This is a genomic window from Streptomyces hirsutus, from assembly GCF_001418415.1.
GTDB lineage: Bacteria > Actinomycetota > Actinomycetes > Streptomycetales > Streptomycetaceae > Streptomyces > Streptomyces hirsutus.
In genome coordinates this window covers 1-7943 of sequence record NZ_LIQT01000224.1, presented here as the reverse complement: position 1 = coordinate 7943, position 7943 = coordinate 1, and the positions used below count along the sequence as shown (strand labels likewise).

The 7943-nt window shown below is 74.7% G+C and carries 7 protein-coding genes; 6 read left to right on the top strand and 1 reads right to left on the bottom strand.

What is annotated here, in order from left to right; translation table 11 throughout:
• Together AOK11_RS18010 and AOK11_RS18005 are read left to right on the top strand one after the other, a co-directional pair.
• Positions 1-559 (top strand): ABC transporter ATP-binding protein (locus tag AOK11_RS18010; RefSeq protein ID WP_055594741.1); only part of this gene is annotated, 559 nt, incomplete at its 5' end.
• Positions 560-630: 71 nt separating this feature from the next.
• Positions 631-1974, top strand: a complete 1344-nt coding sequence (locus tag AOK11_RS18005) for a hypothetical protein (RefSeq protein WP_055594742.1) — start codon at positions 631-633, stop codon at positions 1972-1974.
• Between the two features lie 140 nt (positions 1975-2114).
• Here the strand turns inward: AOK11_RS18005 and AOK11_RS18000 are convergent, their stop codons facing one another.
• Complete coding sequence (locus AOK11_RS18000; RefSeq protein WP_055594740.1) at positions 2115-2669, bottom strand: HNH endonuclease; 555 nt, start codon at positions 2667-2669, stop codon at positions 2115-2117.
• 355 nt (positions 2670-3024) lie between these two features.
• Between AOK11_RS18000 and AOK11_RS17995 the strand changes: the two genes are divergently transcribed.
• The 4 genes from AOK11_RS17995 to AOK11_RS17980 form a co-directional block, all read left to right on the top strand.
• Positions 3025-4113, top strand: a complete 1089-nt coding sequence (locus AOK11_RS17995; RefSeq protein ID WP_055594739.1) for a mechanosensitive ion channel family protein — start codon at positions 3025-3027, stop codon at positions 4111-4113.
• A 318-nt stretch (positions 4114-4431) separates the two neighbouring features.
• The gene (locus AOK11_RS17990; protein WP_055594738.1) at positions 4432-5655 is read left to right on the top strand and encodes an ROK family transcriptional regulator; all 1224 of its coding nucleotides are present in this window, start codon (positions 4432-4434) and stop codon (positions 5653-5655) included.
• Between the two features lie 77 nt (positions 5656-5732).
• Positions 5733-6998, top strand: a complete 1266-nt coding sequence (locus AOK11_RS17985) for a 6-phospho-beta-glucosidase (protein WP_055594737.1) — start codon at positions 5733-5735, stop codon at positions 6996-6998.
• Positions 6989-7943: N-acetylglucosamine kinase (locus AOK11_RS17980; RefSeq protein ID WP_055594736.1), on the top strand; the 955-nt coding region annotated here is incomplete at its 3' end. The genes AOK11_RS17985 and AOK11_RS17980, both read left to right, overlap by 10 nt.

Here is a 7943-nt window from a genome sequence, read left to right as displayed (position 1 = left end):
CAGCGGCAAGTCGACGCTGCTGCACTGCCTGGCCGGGATCGTCCGCCCCGACGCCGGCACGGTGACGTACGACGGACAGCGGCTGGAGGAACTGCCGGAGAAGCGGCTGAGCGAGCTGCGCCGTACCGACTTCGGGGTGGTGTTCCAGTTCGGGCAGCTCGTTCCGGAGCTGACCGCGCTCGACAACGTGGCGCTGCCGCTGATGCTGGCCGGCACCGGGCGGACCCGGGCACGGGAGCGGGCCGGGGAGTGGCTGGAGCGGTTCGGGGTGCGCGGGCAGGCGGAGTTGCGGCCGGGCGAGATGAGCGGCGGGCAGGCCCAACGGGCCGCGCTGGCGCGGGCCCTGGTCACCGGCCCGAGGGTGGTCTTCGCGGACGAGCCGACCGGCGCACTGGACTCGCTGGCCGGCGAGCAGGTGATGACGGCGCTGACGCACACGGCCCGGGAGGCGGGCACGGCGGTGCTGCTGATCACGCACGACGCCCAGGTGGCCGCGTACGCCGACCGCGAGGCGCAGCTGCGCGACGGGACACTGACACCGCTGGAGGTGACCGCGTGAACACCTCCGGCTCCTCGAACACCCGAGCCTCCTCGGGTACCCGCCCCTCCTCGGACACCTGGCGTTCCGACCTGCGGCTGGCCTGGCTGCTCACGCACGGTTCGGACCGGCGGGAGTGGTGGCGGGTCGCACTCACCGCGACCGGCGCGGCGCTGGCCACCGGGTGCGCGCTCGCCGCCGGAGTCCTGCTGTCGCTGGGCGGGCGCAGCACCAGCACGTCCGTCGCCGAGGGACTGGTCGACGAGCCGGGGACGCGCGCCGGGGTGATCCTCGGTCTGCTGCTCCTGCTGGTTCCGGTCCTCGGGTTCCTCGGGCAATGCGCCCGCGTCGGCGCCGTGCACCGGGACCGGCGGCTGGCCGGACTGCGGCTGGCCGGGGCGACGCCCTGGCAGGTGCGGCGGATCGCCGCGCTGGAGACCGGACTGGCCTGCCTGCTCGGCTCGGCGGTCGCGACCGTCGTCTCGGTCCTGCTCCTGCTGGGCCTGGAGGCACGGCCGGACGCCCTCGCCTGGGTGGTGGTCGCGCTGGTCGCCCTCGCGGTACCGGCACTGGGCGCGGCGGTGGGCGCGCTGGCACTGCGCCGGGTGGTGGCCTCACCGCTCGGCCGGGTACGCCGGGTGACGGAGATCCGTTCGGCCCGCGGGCCCGGCCGGCTGTTCCTGGGCGGGGCGGCGCTGGTGGTGGCGGTGGGCGTGGCGACCGCGCTGACCGACCGCACAGCGACCCGCGAGGCGAACTGGCAGTTCCCGGTGATGATGTTCGCCGCGCTGCTCGCGGTCGGCGCGGGCGCGGTGTGGCTGGCCGGAGCCTCCTCCCGGCTGATGGGGCGGGTGCTCGCGGGCCGGGCCCGGTCGGCGGCGGTGCTGATCGCGGCGGAGCGGCTGCGCGCCGACCCGTGGGCGGCGGCCCGTACGCATGCGGCCATGCTGCTGGTGACGGTCGTCGGCACCGGGTTCATGGGCGTGCGCCACGCGTTCCTCGCGGCACTGCACCGCAACCAGGGGTCCCTGGGCGGGTCCATGTCGTACTACACGACGGGCCTGAACCTGACCGCCGCGGCGATCTCGGTGGCGGTACTGATCACCCTGACCGCTCTCGCCGTCGGCACCGCCGAGTCGCTGGCCACCCGTCGACGGGGACTGGCCGCGCAGACCGCCGCCGGTGTGCCGCGCTCGGTGCTGAACCGGGCGCTGCTCCTGGAGACCGCGCTGCCCCTGGCCCCGGCCCTGCTGCTCGCGGGCGTCGGCGGCATGGCGGTCGGCGCCGGCTACGGCACGCTGACGAACGCACCGTCCCTGCCCTGGGCGGCCCTGCTGGTGCCCCCGGCGGCCTACGCCGCCTGCCTCCTGGCCTCGGCAACGGCACTCCCCCTGCTGCGCCGCTCGGCCGACCCGACCCAGCTGCGGTACGCCTGACCGGCCGGTGCGACGGCCATGCCCCGGTGCCCGGGGGAACGGGGGCCACCGGGGCCGGGGCGTGGTCGTCGTGCCGTCGTGCTCAATGCGGGCCGGGTGCTCGATGCGGGCCGGGGCCGTACGGCCCGGGCCCGGACCGCTCAGGCGGATATCCCGTCCACCCGGGACAGGCCGTCGATGCGGGCCATCGCGTCGTCCGCGCCGTAGGGCTGGAGGTACGGGAGCCAGCACGGGTCGCGGTGGCCCGTGCCGATGATGCGCCAGGCCAGGCCGGTGGGCGGGGCCGGTTTGTGGCGCAGCCGCCAGCCCAGCTCGAACAGGTGACGGTCGGCCTTCACGTGGTTGCAGCGGCGGCAGGACGCCACCACGTTGTCCCAGACGTGCTTGCCCCCGCGGCTGCGCGGGATGACGTGGTCGACGCTGGTTGCGACACCACCGCAGTACATGCACCGGCCCCCGTCGCGGGCGAAGAGCGCGCGGCGGGTGAGTGGAACGGGCCCCCGGTAGGGGACCCGCACGAATCGCTTGAGCCGGACCACGCTGGGTGCGGGGACTGTGACGGTCGCGCTGTGCAGGTAGGCGCCGGACTCCTCGAGGCACACGGCCTTGCTCTCGAGGACGAGGACGAGCGCGCGGCGGAGCGGTACGACGCCGAGCGGCTCGTACGACGCGTTGAGAACCAGGACATGCGGCACGGATGCCTCCTTGTACGCCGGCGGCGCGTGGCTCGCGCCGGGACGATCCGTAGTCAGTCTCCCCTCATGCCTGGTCGTCGCGCCACCATGTACCGGTAACGGGCTGAGAGTGTTTTCGACCACACGCGGTCCGGACGCGGTCCGGCTTCCGGGATCACATCCGGTCCGGGCCGGGTGGCGGCCGGGGCGGGCCCGGGTGAGGGCCGTCTCTTCTTCCCTCATCGTGCCGGTCCACCCGCAATGCCCCGTTAGTGTGGTGGTTCTGTCCACACCGGTGACCTTTTCGTGACCTTGAACACCTTGAAGACCTTGACCGCGCACCGGGGGCAGACCGTGCCACCTGGAGGTACCCGCCGTGTCCCTGTCCGCCGTCCCCCTGGCCGAGGAGCCGTCCCCGACCCCCTCGGATTCCGGGACCCCGATGGTGCCCACGCTCAAGGACGCCCACGAGAGCGCCACCAACGCCGCCGGCTGGGTCGAGGAGAACTGGTCCACCTGGCTCGCGATCGGGCTCAGGGTCCTGCTCATCGTGGTGATAGCCGCCGTGCTGAGAGTGTTCGTGCGGCGGGCGATCACCAAGCTCATCGACCGGATGTCCCGGACCGGCCAGGCCGTGGACGGCACCGGGATCGGCGGGCTCCTGGTCAACTCCGAGCGGCGGCGCCAGCGCTCGCAGGCGATCGGCTCGGTGCTGCGCTCGGTCGCGTCGTTCCTGATCCTGGGCACGGCCGCGCTGATGGTCCTGGGCACCTTCCAGATCAACCTGGCCCCGCTGCTGGCCTCGGCCGGTGTCGCCGGTGTGGCGATCGGTTTCGGTGCCCGCAACCTGGTGACGGACTTCCTCTCCGGCGTGTTCATGATCCTCGAGGACCAGTACGGCGTCGGCGACACCGTCGACGCGGGCGTCGCCACCGGCGAGGTCATCGAGGTCGGCCTGCGGGTGACCAAGCTGCGCGGCGCCGACGGCGAGATCTGGTACGTGCGCAACGGCGAGGTCAAGCGCATCGGGAACCTCTCCCAGGGCTGGGCGACCGCCAACGTCGACGTCACGGTCCGCGCGGACGAGGACCTGGACCACGTCAAGGCCACCCTCGTCGCCGTCGCCGAGAGGATGAGCAAGGAGGAGCCCTGGAACGAGCTCCTGTGGAGCTCCATCGAGATCCTCGGCCTCGACTCCGTCCTGCTGGACTCGATGGTGGTCCGCGTCTCGGCGAAGACCATGCCCGGCAAGTCCCTGACCGTGGAGCGCGAGCTGCGCTGGCGCATCAAGCGCGCCTTCGACGCGGCCGGCATCCGCATCGTCGGGGGCGCCACCGCCCCGGTGGAGATGGAGGGCCCCGACCCGGCGGCGTCCGTCGCGCCCCCGTCCGCGTACGCGAGCAGCGTTTCGCCGCAGTCCCTCGCGGCGTCCCCGCTGACCCCGCCGCCGAACACGAAGAAGTAGCCGACGGCACGGCGGAGGGCCGGGGCGGAGAGCCACGGCGGAGGACGCGGCGCATGAAAGGGCGGTATCCGGGAGTCCCGGGTACCGCTCTTTCCCGTATCCCTGCCGCGCCCCTTCCCGTGTCCCTGCCGCGCCCCTTCCCGTCTCTCTGCCGCGCCCCCTCTTGACGCTCCCTCCGCCCGGGGCCTACTTTCCTCTCCATCCGACAGGAAACCTTCCTAACAAAGGTTTCCCGTCCGGCGGGCAGGGTCCGGATGGACGTCCCGCGCCGACCGCTGAGAAGCTGGGCAGCCGACAGAGGGGCAGGTGCCGCACTCCATGGCAGGAACCGCCGGCACACCGGGCACGCCGCGCGTCCTGCGCGCCATGAACGACCGCGCCGCCCTGGATCTGCTGCTGGAGCACGGCCCCCTGTCCCGCACCCGGATCGGCAAGCTCACCGGCCTGTCCAAGCCGACCGCCTCCCAGCTCCTGGCCCGGCTGGAGGCGGCCGGGCTGGTACTCGCCACCGGTACCACCGAGGGCCGTCCGGGGCCGGGAGCCCAGCTCTACGAGGTCGACCCGGCCGCCGCGTACGCCGCCGGACTCGACGTCACCCCCGGACTGATCCGGGCCGCCGTCGCCGACATCACGGGCCGCACCGTCGGCCGGTACGAACTGGCCACCCCCGGCCGCCGCGCGGGCGCCGGTGCCGCCCCCGTGGTCCAGCAGGTCACCGACGCCCTGGACGGCGCGGTGAAGGCGGCGGGCCTGGCCCGCGCCGACGTCCACCGCCTGGTCATAGGGACCCCGGGCGCCTTCGACCCGGGCACCGGCCGCCTGCGCTACGCCTCCCACCTGCCCGGCTGGCACTCCCCCACGGTGCTCGACGAACTCACCGCCGCGCTGCCGATGCCGTTCGCGTACGAGAACGACGTCAACCTGGTCGCCCTCGCCGAGCAGCGCCTGGGCGCGGCCCGGGGGCACACCGACTTCGTCCTGCTGTGGAACCAGGAGGGCCTGGGCGCCGCCCTGGTGCTCGGCGGGCGGCTGCACCGGGGCTGGACCGGCGGCGCGGGCGAGGTCGGCTTCCTGCCGGTGCCGGGCACCCCCCTGGTCCGCCAGGTCACCCGGGCCAACGGCGGCGGCTACCAGGAGCTGGCCGGCGCCCAGGCCGTACCGGGACTGGCCCGCGAGCTGGGCGTCACCGGCATCCCGCAGGGCCCGTACCCCGAGGTGGCCGCCGCCCTGGTGGAACGTGCCGCCGCCGCGCCGGACGACGGGGCGCACCGCCGGCTCCTGGAGACCTACGCCACCCGGCTGGCGACCGGTCTCGCCTCGCTCGTCTCCGTCCTCGACCCCGAACTCGTCGTACTGAGCGGCACCGTCCTCACGTCCGGCGGCGAGGTGCTGCGCGCCCTCGTCCAGGCCGAGTTGGAGGAGCTGGCCGCGCCCCGCCCGCGCCTGGTCGTGGGCGACGTCCGTGAACACCCCGTGGTGCGCGGCGCGTTGGAGAGCGCGCTGGCGGCCGCCCGCGACGAGGTCTTCGACACCGCCCGCTGATCCGCGACCGTTCCACACGCCCCCGAAAGGGGGTTGAGAGAGCTGAGAGAGCTGAGAGGGTTGAAAGGGTTGGCATCATGAAACTCACCGTGGTCGGCGGGGGTTCGACCTACACGCCCGAACTCGTCGACGGTTTCGCCCGGTTGCGGGACACCCTGCCGGTCGAGGAGCTGGTGCTGGTCGATCCGGCGGCGGACCGGCTGGAGTTGGTGGGCGGTCTGGCCCGCCGGATCTTCGCCCGTCAGGGGCACGGCGGGCGGATCGTCACCACGTCGGACCTGGACGCGGCCGTGGACGGCGCCGACGCGGTGCTGCTCCAGCTGCGGGTGGGCGGACAGGCGGCCAGGCAGCAGGACGAGACCTGGCCGCTGGAGTGCGGCTGCGTCGGCCAGGAGACCACCGGTGCCGGCGGCCTGGCCAAGGCGCTGCGCACCGTCCCGGTGGTGCTCGACATCGCCGAGCGGGTCCGGCGCACCAACCCCGACGCCTGGATCATCGACTTCACCAACCCCGTCGGCATCGTCACCCGGGCCCTGCTGGAGGCCGGGCACCGGGCGGTGGGGCTGTGCAACGTCGCCATCGGGCTCCAGCGGAAGTTCGCCGCACGTCTCGGCGTGGACCCCGCCGGACTGCACCTCGACCACGTGGGCCTGAACCACCTCACCTGGGAGACCGCGGTGCGCCGGGGCGGCCCCGGCGGCGAGAACGTGCTGCCCGCGCTGCTGCGGGACCACGGCGACGTGATCGCCGCCGATCTCCGGCTGCCCCGCGCCGTCCTGGACCGGCTGGGCGTGGTCCCCTCGTACTACCTGCGGTACTACTACGCGCATGACGAGGTCGTACGGGAACTGCGCACCAAGCCGTCCCGGGCCGCCGAGGTGGCCGACATGGAGCGCCGGCTGCTCGCCCTCTACGCCGACCCCGCCCTCGACGAGAAACCGGCGCTGCTGGCCCGGCGCGGCGGCGCCTACTACTCCGAGGCGGCCGTGGACCTGGCGGCGGCCCTGCTGCGCGGCGCCGGCAGCCCGTACCAGGTGGTGAACACGCGCAACGGCTCCACGCTGCCGTTCCTCCCCGAGGACGCGGTGATCGAGGTGCAGGCGGCCGTGGGCCCCGAGGGCGCGAGCCCGCTGCCCGTCCCGCGTGTGGACCCCCTCTTCGCGGGCCTGATGGCGAACGTCACCGCCTACGAGGACCTGGCGCTCGACGCGGCCCTGCGCGGCGGCCGCGAGCGGGTCTTCCGCGCCCTGCTCGCCCACCCCCTGATCGGCCAGTACGAGTACGCCGAGAAGCTCACCGACCACCTCGTCGCACACAACCGGGAGCACCTCACGTGGGCCTGACCGCGGGCGTCCTCGCCGTCGACGCCGGCAACAGCAAGACGGACGTCGCCGTGGTCACCCACGACGGCGAGGTCCTGGCCACCGTGCGGGGCGGGGGGTTCCAACCGCCCGCCGTCGGCGTGCCGGCGGCGGTGGACGCCCTCGCCGGGACCGTCGCCGCCGCGCTCACCGCCGCCGGCGCCTCCGGCGTCGCGCACGTCTCGGCCTGCCTGGCCAACGCGGACCTCCCCGTCGAGGAGGAACGGCTGACGGCGGCTCTGGCGGCACGCGGCTGGGGCGACACCGTGGAGGTCCGCAACGACACCTTCGCCCTCCTGCGCGCCGGGGTCACCGAGCCCCGCGGGGTGGCCGTCGTGTGCGGGGCGGGCATCAACTGCGTCGGCATGCGCCCGGACGGCCGTACCGCGCGCTTCCCGGCGCTCGGCCGCATCTCCGGTGACTGGGGCGGCGGTTGGGCCCTGGCGGAGGAGGCCCTGTGGCACGCGGCCCGTGCCGAGGACGGCCGCGGTCCCGCCACCGCCCTCGCCGGCACCCTTCCGGCGCACTTCGGCCTCCCGGACATGCCGGCCCTCATCGAGGCCCTGCACCTGGAGCGCCTCGCGCCCCGGCGCCGTCACGAACTGGCGCCGGTGCTCTTCGCCACGGCGGCCGGCGGCGACCCGGTCGCGGGCGCGATCGTCGACCGCCAGGCCGACGAGGTGGCGTCGATGGCCGTCGTGGCGCTGACCCGACTGGACCTGCTCGCCGAGGAGACACCCGTCCTGCTGGGCGGCAGCGTCCTGGCCGCCCGGCACCCCCGGCTGGACGACCGCGTCCGCGCCCTGCTCGCCGAGCACGCGCCCAAGGCCGTCCCCCGGGTCGTCACCGCCGCCCCGGTCCTGGGCGCGGCCCTCCTGGGCCTGGACCACCTGACGGCCGCACCGAGCGCCCAGGCCCGGGGCGGCG